This window comes from Bacteroides sp. RTP21281st1_H5_RTP21281_210402, assembly GCF_040918965.1.
Lineage (GTDB): Bacteria > Bacteroidota > Bacteroidia > Bacteroidales > Bacteroidaceae > Bacteroides > Bacteroides congonensis.
Window position 1 is genome coordinate 146,525 of the sequence record NZ_JBCOWR010000012.1, and the last position, 17,994, is coordinate 164,518.

Below are 17,994 nucleotides of genomic sequence, written 5' to 3' on the forward strand. Positions count from 1 at the left end.
TTCATTACCAATATTTATTTTGTTGCAAATTAGGATTAGACATAGTCTCCGACTCAGGTAACGGGAAATACATACGTTTGGGCCAAGAGAATACCCGATCACTCCCTGTTGAACTTCCGTGACTGGTATCAATTAAGGTAAACGTATCATCATCACCATCAATAATAATGCAGTGTGTACGTTTGTTAAACTCAGGTACAGAAGTGGCATTTTCCACTTTTGCCCAACGAATAACTGAAAAATAACGATCACCCTCCAAAGCCAGTTCTACCCGACGTTCTATCTTATAAAATTTCCAGAAGTCTGCCGCTGAAGAACTTTCCGACAAAGCGGGTAATCCACCGTGTTGAGTACGAGTCATATTCATCACTTTGATAGCTTTTTCTATTTCACCCTTACGACCAAGTGCCTCAGCATAATTAAGACTAGCTTCTCCTAATCTGAGAAGAATATAACGAAAATCATAAAGAACCTGATATCCGGGAAGTGCATCTGTACCATCCAATTCATAAACGTATTTGCGCCACATATATCCGCTTTGAGTCATAAAACCGTGGTTCTGTGTATTTTCCCAATAACAATTGCCTTTAGTATCCATTTCAATAGAAGTAGTGAAATAAGTGGTACCATCATAACAAATAGTAGCATCCAAACGTTTGTCTCTATTACTATACATAATGGCAGCAGTCTTTACAGGAGCATTTTTCCATCTGGCAGTTTCCGTATAATGCTTTGCTGTCTGATCACCGTCCACATCAATAGCCAGATAGGCTTCTGTCAATTCATGAGAAGGCCAATTAGCACACCATACATCTATTTTATCTTTAATCTCAGGTCCCATGGTATTTCGTCCGGGTGATAATGTACCAGCGACATACATAGGAAGTAAATTGTCACAAACCTGTTTTTTATCTCCTTGTGTAAAATAGAACTGAATTTCCGGGCTCGTTTCCGGATAAGAAAAACTACCAAACATTTTACGATATTCAGGATCTATGTTCCAATTGGCGGCCTCTTCTCCTTCAAACAGCTGCTCTCCGGCAGCAATGGTTTCATCATAAAGCCCCCCCTCCAAGGATACACGTGTCAGTAAGGTGAGTGCAGCTCCCTTAGTGAAGCGCTCTTTATTGGCAGTTGAAGGTAGATCGGGAATGGCCAATTTCAATTCATTTACCATAAACTTATACATATCCTCTTCTGAAGCACGGGACATTAACATCTCATCACTTGGAGTCATCAGCTTATCAACAAGCATCACTCCTCCCCAACGACGTACCATCCAGTCATATACCATTACACGCAGACAGCGAGCTTCGGCTATAAACTGTTTACAACTTTGTTCGTCAATGTCGGAATTGCCAGTCAATTTTTCTATGATAAGACTCGCCTTTCGAATATAAGAATATCTGTTAAAGTCCCCTATGTTGTCTTTTATATTTGTGGGAGAAATAGCCTCTGCTGCAACTGAATTATTATCCTTATTCCAAACATTATCAGTCCACGAATCTGTACGCAAACACTCTGTATTATTATCTCCCGAACAATACAAATCTTTAAGAATTGTCCAATAAGCTTCTTTCAATACATTTTCGGCCAGTTCTTTATTACGCCATATTAAAAGTTCGTTGTATGAGTCCATTGGTTCTGTATCAAGTACATCACAAGATGCCAATCCACATACCATCATCAATGCTATATATAAATATTTTTTCATATATTTTCCCTTTTATTTAAAATGTTAGGTTAACTCCAAACTGGATTATCTTCTGTACCGGATAACCTACTTGTCCCATAGACTCATCATCTCTACCGTCTTCTGGATCAATGTGATACTTTTTAACCGGAGAGAAAGTCAACAAGTTATTCCCACTTACATAGAATTCAAATTGAGAGATAAAGTTCAGTTTTTTTAGCAGGCTGTACTTCAGGTCATAACTCAATTTTACATTCTTCAATCGAAGATAGGAAGCATCCAGTAGCCAATAAGTTGATTCCATATTATTGTTTCCTCCATTATCTTGTTGATTATTAGTTAAACGAGGATAGAGGATTTCGCCTGTATTACCTGGATAATAGAATTTTTCACTACCAGCCAAACCAATCTGATTTGTATTAAATCTCCGGTTGAATGATTCTAACATCATATTCCGGGCACCTGTACCTTGCAACAATACGTCAAGTGTAACTCCTTTATAAGACGCTCCTAAAGTGATACCATAAGTTAAATGCGGGAATCGGGGAGCACCTTGGCGTATCCGGTCATTGGTATCTATCACACCGTCACCGTTGATATCCTGATAAGCTATATCACCCGGTCGTAATAAAGTAGATGCCTGAGGCCGTGGATTGTCCAAGATTTGTTCCATGTTTTGATAAAGTCCGTTTGAAACATACAGCAAGTCAAAATATGACTTCTGATGTGTAAGACGACGATATGGATTCTTCAAATCAGATTCTTGTTCATCATATTTCCTTTCCCATAGTTCGTTATAATATGATAAATTAAGTCCAACATTGTACTTGAAATCACGGGCAATCTTGTCTCTCCATGCCAGATTCAACTCATAACCGGCTCTACGATGAGCGGAATTTGTTTTAATCATAGGCATAGCAGTACCCAACGGTGTAGTATAAGAATCCTTTGGATTAGCTAAATAATTGGTCGTACGATAATAGAAATACTCAAAGTTGGCAGATAAACGTTGTTTAAAAAACTCTGCATCAACGGCAAGGTTAATGGTATTTCTACTGTACCACGTCAAGTCCTGGCTAACCAAGTCGCCTTCGCGTAAAGTCGAATTCCATTTACCACCTTCATAAAAATCATTTCCCTTATTATATACTGACAAATACTTAAAATTACCCACATCATCCAAACCGATTTTCCCCCATGAGAAACGGAATTTCAAGGCGCTAAACCAATTATTGTTCAACAAAGGTTGCATGAAAGGTTCCTTGTCTACATTCCAGCCGACAGATACTGACGGGAAGAATCCCCAACGCTGACCTTTTGGGAACTTGTCAGAACCATCATAACGGAAGTTGGCTTCTACAATATAGCGCATCTTATAGTCGTACTTTAAACGACCTACCAATCCCATACGGCCATTTTCTTTTGCAGTACCTTCATTTTCTGCCGTAGAACTCGGTCCACCATTAATCTGTTCGATGAAGCTTGTCTCATATTGTTTTCTTGATGCTTTCATTTCATTATAATTATACTTCCATGAATTGAAAACAGCAGTCGCTCCAATTGTATGAGCCTCTTTGAACGTTCTGTTATAATCTACCCGTGCTTCAAAAGTCACTTCATTGGAACGATACATATCTTCCTTCAATTGGGCTTTTCCAAGATTAGTTGGCTGATCATTCCATTCCCAAACAGGACCAACACCCGCTACGTTAGCACGCCAGTCTTTGTAAAAGCTATCATACAGATTATAATTCATAAGTGCTCCAAAACTCAGTCCAGAAACTTTAGGTACATCCCACTGCATTGACAAACTCATATTGGTATAATGAGTGTCATTTTTCCTATATCCAGCATCGGGGTCGATTTCCACATATGGATTCTCTTGCCCTCCCGTCGGGTGACCTGCACTATTAAAACACCTAGTTAAAGAATTCAAGCGTGCTACATGTGTCCAAATAGACCACAAGCCATTAGGTGGGTATTGTGTTTTGTTCTGACTGAAAGAAACGTCTCCATTAAGTCGCAATCCGATTTGATCGAAATAGTGATCCACATGCATTCTCATATTTAAACGATCATTCTTTGAAATGTCCGTTTTATAAATCCCCCCTAGGGTGTAATAACGCGCAGACATAAAGTAATGAGTATTTTTACTTCCTCCATTCAACGACAGGTTATGTGACTGCATAGGAGCATATTTATGAAACAGCAGACTATTCCAATCCGTGTTTCCTGTCACATCATTAAAAGTGCCATTTTTCAGCGCATCCAACACACCTTCCGGCCAATATAAATTCCCTTTCTCATCCACTTTCATAAAAGTAGGCATTCCGTTGTTATAGACTGCGGCTCTGTCTGACAATTCGGCCACCACATAGTTATCAAGGAATTCAATGGGCTGCGTAGGAGAACTCAAAGAATAAGAACCATTGTAGCTGATTGTCATCTTTTCGTTTGCACCCTTTTTAGTTGTGACCATTACAATACCATTACCGGCACGTGCACCGTATACAGCCGCTGCCGCAGCATCTTTCAGGATAGAAAAAGACTCTATATCACTTGGTGAAAGTACTGAGAATTCTTGTTTTGTACTAGGAATACCATCAATTACATACAATGGCTCACCACCTCCACGGATGGAAATACTAGGTAACGCTCCAGGCTCACCACCTGCCGATTGAATGAAAACTCCGGTTGCTCTACCTTCCAAAGAACTAATTATATTAGTATTAGGCATATTTACCAAATCATCTCCTTTAACACTAGATATAGAACTAGTCAGTCTTTTTACAGAGCTTTTCCCATATCCTACTACAACAACTTCATCTATAAGTTTACTATCTTCTTGAAGCTTAATAGTTAGCGAAGTACGATTTCCAACTTTGATAGTTCTAGTCAAGTACCCCACATAAGATATTTCAATCACTGGGGAAGCACCAGATACATTGACGGAAAATCTTCCGTTTACATCAGAGACTGTCGCATTTGAAGTATTTTTTTGTAAAACTGTAGCCCCAATTAAAGGCTCTCCATTCTCGTCTGTTATTACACCGTTCAGTTTACGACTCTGCTGTTGTTCCAACACATTAAAATTATTTTCGTCTATCGTTGTATCAGCTGATATTTCCAAAGCGAATAAGGACATAAATACAATAAGTAGCCCTTTCTTAAATAATCGAGATAGACAATAATGGTGATAATTATTACTTTGCATCATTAGTCTTAATTTTTTAATCATAAATACTTTTTATATTACTAGAATTAAAGCCGCATGGCTTAAGGGCTGGATTTGTTTTTCATAGGCAATTATTTTTTTATTAATAGCTTTATTAGAATTAAGTTCTTGGGCACAAAATTAGTAAAGCTCCCTATTGTCCACCACACGTAATTTTATCAATCTCCCCCCTTTTTTCTATCAATAATACCTCTACAGCCACTTTTAGCAAGAAAAAATCAGATCCCTCTTCTACTTTTTATTGATAGAATGAACATAGGATTAATATAATTCAAAAGTTTTTTATCCCTATCAATAGCAATATCAACAGTAATAGTTGATTTTTTAGAGCTTCAATATGCCTATGTCATGATTTCCTTCACACTCTGTCCTACATTCATTTTCCTATTGAAACTATTTTTTCAATAAAAAGCATTCATTATAAAATAAAATTTCGTAATTTTAGTCTCGAAAAACATAGTTGTGATTATAATAATCACAAAAGAAACACTTTTTGTTACTATTTTTTTCTTTTAGAAAACAAACATTAATTGAAGTGGAAAATGAAAGTAATAAAAATATACGCATTAATCATTTTAGGATTACTATTAGGAAATTTGAATAGTAAAGCGATATCCCCGTTTTATACAAATCATATAAATTTCAAGCAATTAACTATTCAAGACGGGCTTAAAGACAACACTGTCTTATCCATTCATAAAGATGCAAAAGGAATTATGTGGCTAGGTACAAGCACCGGATTAAGCAAATATGACGGCAATCGCTTTACTAATTACACACTAGACCAATATTTCAGCATGAATGTGAGAAAAATAGAAGAGGATAGTCGCCATATATTATATTTACAGACTAACGATTGGCTCACGTACATGGATTGTAAGGATGAGAACACGGGAAAGCTCCAAACGTTTGTAAAAAACAAGGATTATCAGATAACAGATTTTCTTCTGCTTAATGACTCTACTCTTCTAGCTTGTGACAATCAAACGTTAAGCAGTTTCAGAATAATATTAGACCCCAATGGTCATCCTTTATCAAAATTAGAAAAGGTTTATCCGTTCGAAATGGCAGAAGGAGAGCGATTTATGAAATTTTGTATAACTAATAACCATAAAGAGGTTTATTTGGTAACCAACAGTGCACGCTTACTTTTATTAGATATCAATACTGGCCGCGTTTTAAAACAGAAACGTTTGTTAACCACAAAACATGAGTTTGGTGCTTCCACAATGGTATATCATAATGGAAAACTCTTTATTTCTTCAATGTTACATGGTATATTTATTATAGACACTTCATTGGATAATCTTAATCATATTGCCAACCAACAAAATATACTTCCCACCCATTTGTCTCATAACGACGTTTATAATATCACCCCTATCTCGAGTTCTTCTATCCTCGCTACTACATGGTATGGATACACCATACTTTTGGCCGATAATAATATTTCAGGAGGATGGACTACGGAAATAAGTACCAGAGAACCAACCTGGCAATCATTTGACTTTGAAGCACGCATGATATCTTCTTATTATGATCCTCATGGTTTCTTATGGATTGGGACACATGGCGGAGGCGTATTGGTTTCCGATTGGAAATGGAATTTTATCAAACAATACAATTTCAAAGAAGATAATGAAGTAGAAAGCATTATTGTTGATGACGATACAAGGCTCTATTTATCCACTTATGAACAAGGCATTTTTTACAGTACTCCATTTGACAATCTGAAAAATTTGAATTTATGTGAGTTACCCCAAACAGATAGAAAGACAGCACTATGTAGCATAAAAGACAAGGAGGGGAATCTATGGTTCGGCTACAAGGATGGAATGTTAATTTGTCACTCTCCATTAAAAAAGAAAATACAAAAGTATAATGTAATCAACGCACCTATCAATGTTCTATTCATAGATTCCAAGAAAAATTTCTGGATTGGAACTGATAATGGACTGTTTTTGTACAATCGTGATAAAAAAGAGAAAAAAGAAGTAGCATTGAAACAAGCTATCAATTGCGTACTTGATATAGATGAAGATAACGAAGGTAATTTATGGATAGCCACCAGTTTAGGATTGCTGAAACTTAATTATACCAAGAGTCGGCAAAATATACAATTTTTCCCGACAGACAAGCATACATATACGGCTCAAGCAGTATTGACTGCTAAAGACGGAACCGTATATGTAGGTTATCAAAATGGATTAGGCATTATACCTCATGGAGAAACAGCTGTAAAACATGTGTTTACCACAATGGACGGTTTGGGAAGTAATTGGATAAATTGTCTATTGGAAGATAAACAAGGTTACATATGGATTGGAACTAATTCAGGGTTCAGTTGCTATGACAAATCCATAAACCAGTTTTATAATTATTATGCTTCCGGTAGCAGCCGTTCTGTGGCCTTTTGGGGAGACATGCTTTGTTGGGGAGGCAACAAGCACCTACTTTTCTTCTCACCCCAACAGGCTATAAATACCTTTAAGGCAAATACTAAAAACCCAATAATCATTACAGGTATTGAAGTTAATAACAAGCCGCTGATTCCAGGAAATACCGTCAATGGACAAATGATATTAACGAAAACAGCCGAGTATACAGATTACATTTCTTTATCACACAAAAACAGAGACTTTGCATTATCATTCAGCAACAGTCCTTATCCCACTGAGCAAAAATATGTATACAGGTTGATACCTTATCAAAATGAATGGATAGAATGTAATAGTAAGGAGAAAATTTCTTATGCCAACCTATTACCGGGAAACTATACATTTCAGATAAAAAACCAAAAAGCAGTCAAGGAGGAAGATATAACCTCCTTAAAAATCAACATACAACCACATTGGACACAAACTTGGATGTTTCGGATCTGTGTAGTGTTAGTTATCATTGGAGGTATTTATTACTCAATATTCACAATTAAAAGAAAACATCAACGTGACCAACTAATTGCTGAATTAGAGCATGGCATTGCTATCTACAAACTACAACATCAACAAGCAACTCCATCATCACACGACACACAAGAGACAAAAACAGATTATAACCAGGAAAGCAAAAATAATAATACTGATAACTCGCCCAATGAAAAGAATCATCCTCTTTCCAATTATCCGGAACTAGCTATTTTACAAGATTCTAATATCAACGACGAATCCAAACAATCCAGCCAATACATATTCATGCGAAAAGTGATCAATGTGATAGAAGATAATATAGCAAATGAAAACTTCAACGTAAAAATATTAGCTGATACACTTTGTATGAGCCAACCTACATTATACAGAAAAGTAAAAGAGCATTTCCAACTGACCGTTACAGAATTAATACGAAAGATTCGTATGAACAGAGCCGCTTCTTTATTGGCAATGCGCAAGTATACAATATTAGAGATTACTGAAATGGTAGGATATAATGATTATGAAACCTTCAGGAAACATTTCAAGAGCCAATTTGGTGTATCAGCTTCCAAATATGTGAATTGTGAATAAACGCACTATTTATCAGAGATTTCCAATCGAAAGGCGAGCGGTTCCGTACCGCCTACGTATTTATCAGGAACAGTAAGGATGACCTTATTATCCTTTATCGCCCATTTCACCTTCTGACCGGAAGCCAGCAACTTAATCCGGCTATTTTTTGTAGGGATATTCCCTTCCCATTCTATACTTGCCGGTATTTTTTCACCTTCCGGCAGAGCATAAAGTGCATACAGTGTTTTCCCGTTCTTACTTGCAGTAAACCACACATTGTTAGAATGATAATTGGAAGTAATACGCGTATTGTATATGGCTTCTCCATTCTTTTGCATCCAGCGCCCCACCTCGGCAAGACGTTCTACAGCTGGTTGTTCAATAATACCGTCCGCAGTAGGTCCTACTCCGAGAAGCAAGCTTCCACCTTTGGCAACGACCTCCATCAGCATGGAAATTATCTGATTGGGAGTCTTGTATTTGGCGTTCTTTACCCATCCCCAATCTGTGGTCAAGGTGATACAACTCTCCCACGGAAAAGGAAGTTGAGTTTCGGGTATCGACCGTTCTGGAGTCTGATAATTCTCATACCGGCCACTTATGGTACGGTCTACTACCAGTATGCCGGGTTGCCTTTCTCGTGCCATATTGGCTATCCGTGGCATATCAATATCCTGCTTATTACGGACAGATACCCAACCGCCGTCCAACCAAAGGATATCTATCGGTCCATAACCGCTCATAAGCTCTTCAATCTGGTTATAAGTAAAGTTCTTAAAAGCTTCCCATTTCTCGGGATGACGTTCGATTTTGTAATTCACATTTCTATTAGGAGTCGCAAAATAATCCCACCAATAATCTTGATTGTGCCAATCGGGTTTAGAAAAGTAAGCACCTGTCATGAAACCAGCCTTGCGAAAAGCCTCAAACACATGGCAGGCTACATCGGATTTCGGATTTTCCTTAAAAGGTCCCTGTGCGATAGAAAAACCGGTATATTTACTGTCGAACATACAGAAACCGTCATGGTGTTTAGTAGTAAACACCATATATTTCATCCCTGCCTGTTTCATGACATCGGCCCATTGTGTCGGGTTGAAATTGACAGGATTGAACTGCCGGCTCAGTCCGTTCCAATACCAATTCTTAAACTCTTGATAGTTAGTATGTCCATAGCGGCTGATCCAATCCACATCTTCGGAACAGAGAGCCCACGATTCGACAATACCGGGTACACTATACATCCCCCAATGGAAGATAACCCCGAATTTCTGATCCTGCCATTGATCTAACTTTTTCAATACCAATGAGTCTGTAGGCCATTCATAATTATGCGAACGTTCATGTACGAAGGTATTTTGACTTTTTGCGCCTGCTACCCCCAATAATAAAATGACAAGTGTTATAAGTTTGTTTTTCATATTACATAATGTTTTTCAGAATTAAATTTCTCCGCCAAATTATGTTTTATCTGTGAGAATTGACTACAAAAAAGAAGAGGATGTCTTTCTAAAACATCCTCCATTTCTAATAATTGTGGAGCTGGAGGGAATCGAACCCTCGTCCAAACGAGGAAATCATAAGCTTTCTACATGCTTATCTTTGCCTAAGTTTTCGAGTAGGAACAGAACCAAAGCCATCAATTCCTGCCTTATCCTCTAAAGTTTCATCAAAAGTGCGAGGCCGCCTTTGACTATCCCCGATGTGACTGCACCACTGAACCGGAACGCTTCGGAGCAACAGCTTCCGAGTGATGTCTCGTCCTGGCACCTTGTGCCTGGATTAAGCTAATCTACTATGATTCGATTAAGCAGCAAGAGCGTAATTAGTTTCGCCAGATAAAATTTTGATAACTGAGATTTAAGTGGAAATTACCGACCCACTGCATGCTTACCTACCATTTCTGCCCGCTGTCAAATCCAGTCAACCCCAAATTATCATTCGTACAGAATAGCGATTGTCCAGAACGCTTTCCAAGGGTACAAAGATAGGAAATGTTTTCGAAATTACGAAAAGACGTTAGCAAATATTATATCAAAGCACTATCTTTACGGGGTAAATTTATTCTTAACACAAAAAAATATTATGAAGAAACCTTTACTTACCAGCTTATTTCTAGGAAGTTGTGCACTCCTCCCAGCACAGAAAACGACTAGAATACCTGATGTTTATAAACCCGTCCGTACGGAAATGTACAAGAAAGGATGGATAGATTTCAACAAGAACGGTGTCAAAGATATCTACGAAGACCCGACGGCACCTATCGATGCACGTATAGAAGATTTGCTCAGCCGGATGACATTGGAAGAGAAAACCTGCCAGATGGTGACTCTATACGGATATAAACGGGTGTTGAAAGATGATTTGCCTACTCCCGAATGGAAAAGCCTACTCTGGAAAGACGGCATCGGTGCCATCGACGAACATCTGAACGGCTTCCAACAATGGGGGCTTCCACCGTCGGACAACGAATATGTATGGCCGGCTTCCAAACATGCCTGGGCGCTGAATGAAGTACAACGTTTCTTCGTTGAAGAAACACGGCTCGGGATTCCTACGGACTTTACCAACGAGGGAATTCGCGGAGTGGAGAGTTATAAGGCTACCAATTTTCCGACCCAACTGGGATTGGGACATACATGGAACCGGCAACTTATTCACCAGGTAGGAATGATTACCGGACGTGAAGCCCGCATGCTGGGATATACCAATGTATATGCCCCGATACTCGATGTAGGACGCGACCAGCGGTGGGGACGCTATGAAGAAGTATATGGGGAATCTCCTTATCTGGTTGCGGAATTAGGAATAGAAATGGTGAAAGGCATGCAGCACAATCACCAGGTAGCAGCTACCGGAAAACACTTTATCGCTTATAGCAACAACAAAGGAGCACGCGAAGGAATGGCTCGTGTAGACCCGCAGATGTCACCGCGCGAAGTGGAGATGCTCCATGCCTATCCTTTCAAAAGAGTTATCCGTGAAGCGGGATTGCTTGGTGTGATGAGTTCTTATAATGACTATGACGGCTTTCCGATTCAGAGCAGCTATTACTGGCTGACTACCCGCTTGCGCGGTGAAATGGGATTCCGTGGGTATGTAGTTTCGGACAGTGATGCCGTAGAATATCTTTATACCAAACACGGGACTGCCAAAGATATGAAAGAAGCTGTTCGCCAAAGTGTGGAAGCCGGACTGAATGTGCGTTGTACGTTCCGCTCGCCGGATTCGTATGTATTGCCGTTGAGGGAGCTGGTGAAAGAAGGCGGATTGAGCGAAGAAGTCATCAATGACCGTGTACGTGATATTCTGAGAGTGAAGTTCCTTGTCGGCTTGTTCGATAATCCTTATCAGACTGATTTGAAAGGAGCGGATGAAGAAGTAGAAAAGAAAGAAAACGAGGAAGTCGCTCTGCAAGCCTCCCGTGAATCTATCGTACTCTTGAAAAATGATAAGAATGTGTTGCCACTAGATGCTTCTAGTATCCGAAAGATAGCAGTCTGCGGGCCGAATGCGGATGAACGTTCGTATGCGCTGACTCATTACGGTCCTTTAGCAGTAGAGGTTACTTCTGTCCTAAAAGGTATTCAGGAAAAGATGAAAGGCAAAGCGGATGTACTTTATACGAAAGGCTGCGACCTGGTAGATGCCAACTGGCCGGAATCCGAATTGATTGACTATCCTCTGACGGATGAAGAGCAAAAAGAAATAGATAAAGCTGTCAGTCAGGCAAAACAGGCAGATGTAGCTGTCGTAGTGTTAGGTGGCGGACAACGCACGTGCGGGGAAAACAAATCCCGCAGCAGTCTCGACTTACCCGGCCGCCAACTCGATTTACTAAAAGCGGTAGTGGCTACCGGCAAGCCTGTCGTGCTGGTTCTTATCAACGGACGTCCCTTATCTATCAATTGGGCGAACAAGTTTGTCCCGGCTATTCTTGAAGCATGGTATCCGGGGGCTAAAGGTGGGATAGCAGTAGCAGATATACTCTTTGGAGATTATAATCCCGGTGGTAAACTGACTGTAACTTTCCCCAAAACCGTAGGTCAAATACCCTTCAACTTCCCTTGCAAACCCTCTTCCCAGATTGACGGCGGTAAAAATCCGGGAGCGGACGGCAATATGTCTCGCGCCAACGGTGCATTATATCCTTTCGGATACGGGCTAAGTTATACCACTTTCGAATATTCCGACTTGAAAATCTCTCCGGCCATTATCACTCCCAACCAAAAGACTTATGTCTCTTGTAAAGTGACCAATACCGGAAAACGGGCAGGAGACGAAGTAGTGCAACTGTATGTGCGTGATGTACTGAGCAGCGTCACTACTTATGAGAAGAACCTCGCCGGATTTGAACGGGTACATCTGAAACCGGGCGAGACAAAAGAAATCACTTTCCCCGTCGACCGCAAGGCACTGGAGTTATTGAATGCAGATATGCATTGGGTAGTAGAACCGGGTGATTTCACACTGATGGCAGGAGCCTCTTCTACGGATATTCGCCTGAACGGAACGCTGACTGTTGTTGAACGGGGGCAAACACCTGCTGCAAACACTACCAAAGACAGTAGTCCTGTCAGCGCCAGCACCAACGCAGAAACAGCCGATAAGGTAATTGATAATAATTTAACTACGTCCTGGAAAGGCAATAAAGGAGATTACATTACCTTTGCCTTGCAGAACGGAGCCAAAATAGACGGGGTATCCATTGCCTTCTCCCGCGAGAACGGACTGGAGACAGACTTCGAGATACAACTATCCGGTGGCGGCGGGCAATTCCTCACTGTATATTCCGGCACTGTGAAAGAGTACAACAAACTGTTGGACTTCCGTTTCAAAGGTACTACCGCCAGCGATTTACGCATTGTATTAGGTAGTGACCGGGTAGGGATAGCAGAGGTAAAACTACCTCAATTAAAAAAGTAATAATCAATACAAAAACAACCCATATGATAAAATTTATCGCCACTATCTGTATAATCAGTATGACCACTATCAGTTGCACATCAAAAAAAGCTGCCCGGACGGAAAGTTCCGAACCAGTGAATCAAGAGTTAACAATGCTCGTAGGTACATATACCGCAGGAGACAGTAAAGGAATTTACAGTTTCCGTTTCGATGAAGAAACCGGGACAGCCACTGCACTCAGTGAAGCAGAAGTAGAAAATCCCTCTTATCTCGTACCTTCTGCCGACGGAAAATTTGTGTATGCAGTCAGTGAGTTCAATAATGAACAGGCTGCCGCCAACGCATTTGCCTTCGATAAAGAAAAAGGGACTTTCAAATTACTGAACTCACAGAAGACCGGCGGTGAAGACCCTTGCTATATCATTACGAATGGAAAGAATGTGATAACCGCCAATTATAGTGGCGGGAGTATCTCCGTTTTTCCCATTGCAAAAGATGGTACACTCCTGCCCGCTTCCGATATTATAAAATTCGAAGGTTCGGGAGCTGACAAAGAACGGCAGGAAAAGTCACACTTGCATTGTGTCCGTATCACGCCGGATGGTAAATACCTATTTGCCGATAATTTAGGGACAGACCAGATACATAAGTTTATCATTCACCCGGAAGCGGATGCAGAGAACAAAGAAAGCTTCCTCAAAGAAGGCTCTCCTGCCGCCTTTGAAGTGAAAGCAGGTTCAGGCCCCCGGCATCTGACATTTGCCCCGAATGGCAACTATGCTTATCTGATAAACGAACTTTCGGGCACGGTAATCGCTTTCGAATATAAGGATGGAAACTTGAAAGAGATTCAGACAATAGCCGCCGACACAGTCGGAGCAAAAGGAAGCGGCGATATTCATATCAGCCCGGACGGAAAGTTTCTATATGCCAGTAACCGGTTGAAGGCGGACGGTATCGCTATCTTCCGTATCGACTCCGAAAACGGGAAGTTAACGAAAACAGGTTATCAACTGACAGGGGTTCATCCGCGCAACTTCATCATTACACCGAATGGAAAATATCTGTTGGTGGCTTGCAGGGATAGTAATGCGATTCAGGTTTATGAAAGGGATGCGGATACGGGATTATTGACCGATATACAGAAGGATATTAAAGTAGACAAGCCTGTGTACATAAAGTTCGTGCCGTAACTTACGGATAACTAACGAAAAAAAGCTAGCCACAGCCTACTCAGACAAGGGATTATTCTCACCACGATGGGAAAAAATTCTCATTGCAATGAGAAAAAGTTCTCACTACTATGAGTATTTTTTCTCATAGTAGTGAGAATACTCGAGAATTTGTACTTCCCTAATAATGTTCCTATCCTATCAGGTTCCGGAAAGCCTGAATCCCCTGATGATTAATATCCAATCTTTCTATCTCACTTAATAACCGGACGGATTTCTCCTTCTGGTTCAGTCCCCAATATCCTAATGCCATCATATATTTGCAGTGAATTACGTTCCTTATCGTCAAGTCATCCTCCCAAATCAACAAGTCGGGTAGAGATACTGCAAAATAATCCATTTTAATCTTGTCAAACAAGTGTTTTTCGCCGTAAGAGGTCAATTTATGAAAGCGACCGTTAGCCTCATCCATACGCCCGAGCTTCAATAATGCCAGACCCTGATAGAATATTTTATCGGGTTTTGCATCGTTGTAGTACATGGCGGCAGCCGGTTCGGTAGGTCCAATGATTGCCTGTTCCCAACATTCCGCAGCCTTGTCCTGTTGTCCCAATCCTTCGTAGGCACAACCCAGAAAGTAGTAAAAATCGTTTTCCTGTGCACTATACAATTTGCCTTCACCAAGATGATGCGGATATTCCAGGCATTCTTCCAATAATGATATTGCTTCTTTATTATCACCGGCAGCTAATGCTTTCTTTGCCAATTCCACACGAGCCAGTTGATATTGGGCAGGCACTTTTCCTTCACCACCCTCCCAAGGGTGGAAGTTATGTGCATCCAATACCGATTTCGCCTTTTCGTACTCTCCTGTCTGATTCAACAAGGTGATTTCTTCCAGTATCAGGTCATCACGCTGCTTAATCAAATCAGGATATAGTTGTAGGAAAGCAAGACGCTCTTTGTGTGAACGACGGACACGTTTGTAAAGTTGGTCGAGTTCCATCAAGATACGTGCGTCGGTTGGGTCAAGACAAAAAGCTCGTTCCATACACTCGATGGCTTTTGCTTCCTCATTTTTCTTATTGAAGAATACCAGAGCCAGGTTACGCCATACAGTCGGGAAGCTATCGTCCAGTCTTGCGGAAGTTTCCCATGCCTTCATAGCCAAGTCGTACTGGCGCTTGTCGTAGTAAAGATTGCCCAAATAGTAAGGAGCTCTTGCATCGTCCGGGTTTTGTTCCATGGCACATTGCAAGGCAAGAATTGCTTCCAACCGGTTGGGGAAACAGTAATCGGGACATGCCTTGACTGCGTCGTCAAATGCTTGTTTCACTCCGGGCAGCCCTCCCTGGTGCAGACACCAACCCAGATAATAGTAAGTCATCGGAGTAACGATACCTTCGGCAATGGCTATATTCCATAAGGAAGCAGCTTCCTGCCAACAACCTGCGGCACAATAGTCGAGAGCTATTTCATCATAGTTGTGAGGTTCGCCACGCATCATCTCTTTCATAACAGCCAGTTCATCGGCTACGTTCGTAATCAGGTACTTCTCATAACGACAGCCAAAGTTGAATTTATCAATAGCCAATGAATCTTCAATCAGTTGCAGGGCTTCTTCGGTTTTGTCCATCCGGCGGAGAATAGCAGTTTTCAGAGCACGGGCTTTATGATTATGCCAGTTGCGGATAAGCGAACGGTCTATTTCGTCCAGTGCATCCTCCAAACGATTCTGTAGGATAGAAATCTGCGCGCAGGCAAAGTATCCCGCATCCTGCCAGGCGGCATTCCAACAAGATTTATAAAAACGGTCGTAAGCGTCATTGTAACGTCCCTGATATTTCAGGGCAAGACCGAGATTATAAATCGGTTCTCCATCGTATGGATTCGGATTACGTTTCTGTAAAGTCTTTACGGCTGTAAGCAAGTATTGCTCCGCTTTATGGAAACGGCCTTTACGGATATACCACAGACCAAGCGCGTTATTATTACGCACATCAATCGGGTCACGGCGCAATGCTTCTTCGTAGTATTCTACGGGATTGTATGTGGCGTGTCTGTACTGTTCCAAATGCAAGCCGGTCAGATAAAGCTGTTCGGTAGTCTTTATTTCTTCCGGTAGCAGGGCTGCTTCAGCAGCGTCGGGAATCGGCTTCACTTCTTCCGGTTCCGCATGCCAATAAAGTAATTCCTTTCCGTTTGCCGTGATTTCAAGAATCAGTTTGTTGAGTTTCTCACCTTTCACATTTACTGTTTCATCCAGTAGTTCTTCCGGGGTGATAGTCACTTTCTTACTATAATATATTTTCCCGTCTTCACCTTTCAAGACGACGTTTACCGTCTGGCGTGAAGTAGCAAATATCTTGAAACGAACGCTGTCCTCCCCTTCCGGTTCAATATTCATCAACAAATCCCTGCTGGCATTCTTCACTACTCCCAATTCCCGGTAAGGCAGGAAATATTGAACGAAGCTCTTTTCTTCGTAAGGTTGGAGCCAGGTAAAGTCCGGTTGATTTTCGGTATATACGCCTGCCATCAGTTCAATGTACGGCCCGTCTTCGTCTGTCAGGTTGCGGTCCCATGCGCGGCCAAAATCACCGTTCCCCCAAGTCCACTGTTTCTTGCCCGGAGAAATGTGGTGGTTGGCTACATGAAGCATGCCGGCACGGGTATCGTTCTCATATCCACCCTCGAAGTTAAAACGGGAGTTGACGGCCATATAGGAAGTAGGAACCTTGATATTCTTATAGTTCGAGATATCCACTCCGGCAGAATAATCCATCTTGTAGTAAGTACCCGTTGCGATGGGGAAACTGGATACGGCACGCTTTCCATGGTCGAAAACAGCATTGATATCGGGCGGGAATACGCTCTGATAGTAGTCGTTCACCGCTACGGCAGGGTTTGCCCACCACAGGAAGGTCTGCGGCACTTCGGTACGGTTGTAAAGCACCCCTTTGATTTCAAGAAACGCATGACCGGGACGAAGCGTAAAACCTGCCATTCCTTTCTGATGGAACATACGTTCCATTTCATTCACCCATACCGTGACACTACCGTCGGTATTCTCTTCAATAGTCGTATCTACGGGCATGTAGGTGCTGGGACGGTGATGTTGAGGCCAGTTAAACTCAATGCCGCCTGAAATCCACGGTCCGGCAAGCCCTACCAAAGCCGGCTTTATCACATGATTATAATAAATGAAATGACGTTCCCTGATTTTATCATATGCCATCTGTACACGTCCGCCCAGTTCGGGCAGAATCATGACCTTAATGTATTCGTTTTCGATAAAAATAGCATTGTATTCCTTATCCACTTTCTCATCGGACATCGATTCAATCACAGGATAAGGATAAACTACCCCGCTGCTGCCTTGATACACGCGCTTCTCCAAGAAAATTGGATTCTTCTCCGGTTTGCCTACTTCATATGTAGGAATAACCACCTTTTCTTTCCATGCTTTTACCATCGTATTATTGATTATAAATTTGTTTTTTT

7 protein-coding genes and 1 other RNA gene are annotated in these 17,994 nt (G+C 41.2%); 3 read left to right on the top strand and 5 right to left on the bottom strand.

What is annotated here, in order from left to right:
- Positions 1–4 precede the first annotated feature (4 nt).
- Together AB5443_RS17585 and AB5443_RS17590 are read right to left on the bottom strand one after the other, a co-directional pair.
- Positions 5–1,714: a RagB/SusD family nutrient uptake outer membrane protein gene (locus AB5443_RS17585; RefSeq protein WP_277132407.1), complete on the bottom strand. Its 1,710-nt coding sequence runs from the start codon at positions 1,712–1,714 to the stop codon at positions 5–7.
- A gap of 16 nt (positions 1,715–1,730) precedes the next feature.
- A complete protein-coding gene (locus AB5443_RS17590; protein ID WP_366915943.1) occupies positions 1,731–4,931 on the bottom strand; it encodes a TonB-dependent receptor in 3,201 nt (1,066 codons plus the stop codon).
- 539 nt (positions 4,932–5,470) lie between these two features.
- Between AB5443_RS17590 and AB5443_RS17595 the strand changes: the two genes are divergently transcribed.
- Positions 5,471–8,428: a two-component regulator propeller domain-containing protein gene (locus AB5443_RS17595; RefSeq protein ID WP_277132411.1), complete on the top strand. Its 2,958-nt coding sequence runs from the start codon at positions 5,471–5,473 to the stop codon at positions 8,426–8,428.
- Positions 8,429–8,433: 5 nt separating this feature from the next.
- Here the strand turns inward: AB5443_RS17595 and AB5443_RS17600 are convergent, their stop codons facing one another.
- Together AB5443_RS17600 and ssrA are read right to left on the bottom strand one after the other, a co-directional pair.
- Positions 8,434–9,831: an alpha-L-fucosidase gene (locus tag AB5443_RS17600; protein WP_277132425.1), complete on the bottom strand. Its 1,398-nt coding sequence runs from the start codon at positions 9,829–9,831 to the stop codon at positions 8,434–8,436.
- 113 nt (positions 9,832–9,944) lie between these two features.
- Positions 9,945–10,341, bottom strand: a transfer-messenger RNA (tmRNA) gene (gene ssrA, locus AB5443_RS17605).
- Positions 10,342–10,495: 154 nt separating this feature from the next.
- Between ssrA and AB5443_RS17610 the strand changes: the two genes are divergently transcribed.
- Both AB5443_RS17610 and AB5443_RS17615 read left to right on the top strand, forming a co-directional pair.
- Positions 10,496–13,336 carry a beta-glucosidase gene (locus AB5443_RS17610; RefSeq protein WP_277132427.1) on the top strand — a complete coding sequence of 947 codons (2,841 nt, stop codon included), beginning with the start codon at positions 10,496–10,498 and terminating at the stop codon, positions 13,334–13,336.
- A gap of 23 nt (positions 13,337–13,359) precedes the next feature.
- The gene (locus AB5443_RS17615; protein ID WP_277132429.1) at positions 13,360–14,511 is read left to right on the top strand and encodes a lactonase family protein; all 1,152 of its coding nucleotides are present in this window, start codon (positions 13,360–13,362) and stop codon (positions 14,509–14,511) included.
- Positions 14,512–14,683: 172 nt separating this feature from the next.
- On the opposite strand, the gene AB5443_RS17620 is transcribed toward AB5443_RS17615, so the two are convergent.
- Positions 14,684–17,965, bottom strand: a complete 3,282-nt coding sequence (locus AB5443_RS17620; RefSeq protein WP_277132431.1) for a DUF5107 domain-containing protein — start codon at positions 17,963–17,965, stop codon at positions 14,684–14,686.
- Between the last annotated feature and the right edge of the window lie 29 nt (positions 17,966–17,994).

What these genes read in the sequence shown, in the direction of transcription:
- AB5443_RS17600 (WP_277132425.1), bottom strand. Translation starts at nt 9,831, where the DNA reads ATGAAAAACAAACTTATAACACTTGTCATTTTATTATTGGGGGTAGCA.
- AB5443_RS17620 (WP_277132431.1), bottom strand. Translation starts at nt 17,965, where the DNA reads ATGGTAAAAGCATGGAAAGAAAAGGTGGTTATTCCTACATATGAAGTA.
- AB5443_RS17590 (WP_366915943.1), bottom strand. Translation starts at nt 4,931, where the DNA reads ATGATTAAAAAATTAAGACTAATGATGCAAAGTAATAATTATCACCAT.
- AB5443_RS17615 (WP_277132429.1), top strand. Translation starts at nt 13,360, where the DNA reads ATGATAAAATTTATCGCCACTATCTGTATAATCAGTATGACCACTATC.
- AB5443_RS17610 (WP_277132427.1), top strand. Translation starts at nt 10,496, where the DNA reads ATGAAGAAACCTTTACTTACCAGCTTATTTCTAGGAAGTTGTGCACTC.
- AB5443_RS17595 (WP_277132411.1), top strand. Translation starts at nt 5,471, where the DNA reads ATGAAAGTAATAAAAATATACGCATTAATCATTTTAGGATTACTATTA.
- AB5443_RS17585 (WP_277132407.1), bottom strand. Translation starts at nt 1,714, where the DNA reads ATGAAAAAATATTTATATATAGCATTGATGATGGTATGTGGATTGGCA.